This is a genomic window from Enterobacter sp. SENG-6, from assembly GCF_001605945.1.
Classification (GTDB): Bacteria; Pseudomonadota; Gammaproteobacteria; order Enterobacterales; family Enterobacteriaceae; genus Enterobacter; species Enterobacter cloacae.
This window is the reverse complement of record NZ_LOMM01000062.1, coordinates 1-1,601: the sequence shown is the minus strand read 5'-3', so window position 1 is coordinate 1,601 and position 1,601 is coordinate 1. Positions and strand designations below refer to the sequence as shown.

General features: G+C 53.7%; 1 rRNA gene. It reads right to left on the bottom strand.

Annotated elements, in window-relative coordinates:
* Positions 1 to 1,601: ribosomal RNA gene (locus AX755_RS20445) — 23S ribosomal RNA — on the bottom strand; the annotation flags it as partial.

The following is a 1,601-nucleotide window of genomic DNA, read 5'->3' as shown; positions in this document are numbered from 1 at the left end:
AACGTTCCTTCAGGAGACTTTAAGTCTCAGGGAGAACTCATCTCGGGGCAAGTTTCGTGCTTAGATGCTTTCAGCACTTATCTCTTCCGCATTTAGCTACCGGGCAGTGCCATTGGCATGACAACCCGAACACCAGTGATGCGTCCACTCCGGTCCTCTCGTACTAGGAGCAGCCCCCCTCAATTCTCCAGCGCCCACGGCAGATAGGGACCGAACTGTCTCACGACGTTCTAAACCCAGCTCGCGTACCACTTTAAATGGCGAACAGCCATACCCTTGGGACCTACTTCAGCCCCAGGATGTGATGAGCCGACATCGAGGTGCCAAACACCGCCGTCGATATGAACTCTTGGGCGGTATCAGCCTGTTATCCCCGGAGTACCTTTTATCCGTTGAGCGATGGCCCTTCCATTCAGAACCACCGGATCACTATGACCTGCTTTCGCACCTGCTCGAGCCGTCACTCTCGCAGTCAAGCTAGCTTATGCCATTGCACTAACCTCCTGATGTCCGACCAGGATTAGCTAACCTTCGTGCTCCTCCGTTACTCTTTGGGAGGAGACCGCCCCAGTCAAACTACCCACCAGACACTGTCCGCAACCCGGATTACGGGTCTACGTTAGAACACCAGCCATTAAAGGGTGGTATTTCAAGGATGGCTCCACGCAGACTGGCGTCCACGCTTCAAAGCCTCCCACCTATCCTACACATCAAGGACCAGTGTTCAGTGTCAAGCTATAGTAAAGGTTCACGGGGTCTTTCCGTCTTGCCGCGGGTACACTGCATCTTCACAGCGAGTTCAATTTCACTGAGTCTCGGGTGGAGACAGCCTGGCCATCATTACGCCATTCGTGCAGGTCGGAACTTACCCGACAAGGAATTTCGCTACCTTAGGACCGTTATAGTTACGGCCGCCGTTTACCGGGGCTTCGATCAAGAGCTTCGCGTTGCCGCTAACCCCATCAATTAACCTTCCGGCACCGGGCAGGCGTCACACCGTATACGTCCACTTTCGTGTTTGCACAGTGCTGTGTTTTTAATAAACAGTTGCAGCCAGCTGGTATCTTCGACTGATTTCAGCTCCACCCGCAGGGGCTTCACCTACATATCAGCGTGCCTTCTCCCGAAGTTACGGCACCATTTTGCCTAGTTCCTTCACCCGAGTTCTCTCAAGCGCCTTGGTATTCTCTACCTGACCACCTGTGTCGGTTTGGGGTACGATTTCGTGTTACCTGATGCTTAGAGGCTTTTCCTGGAAGCAGGGCATTTGTTACTTCAGCACCGTAGTGCCTCGTCATCACACCTCAGCGTTAAAAGGTACCGGATTTACCTGGAACCTCCGCCTACATGCTTAAACCGGGACAACCGTCGCCCGGCTAACATAGCCTTCTCCGTCCCCCCTTCGCAGTAACACCAAGTACAGGAATATTAACCTGTTTCCCATCGACTACGCCTTTCGGCCTCGCCTTAGGGGTCGACTCACCCTGCCCCGATTAACGTTGGACAGGAACCCTTGGTCTTCCGGCGAGCGGGCTTTTCACCCGCTTTATCGTTACTTATGTCAGCATTCGCACTTCTGATACCTCCAGCAGCCCTCACAG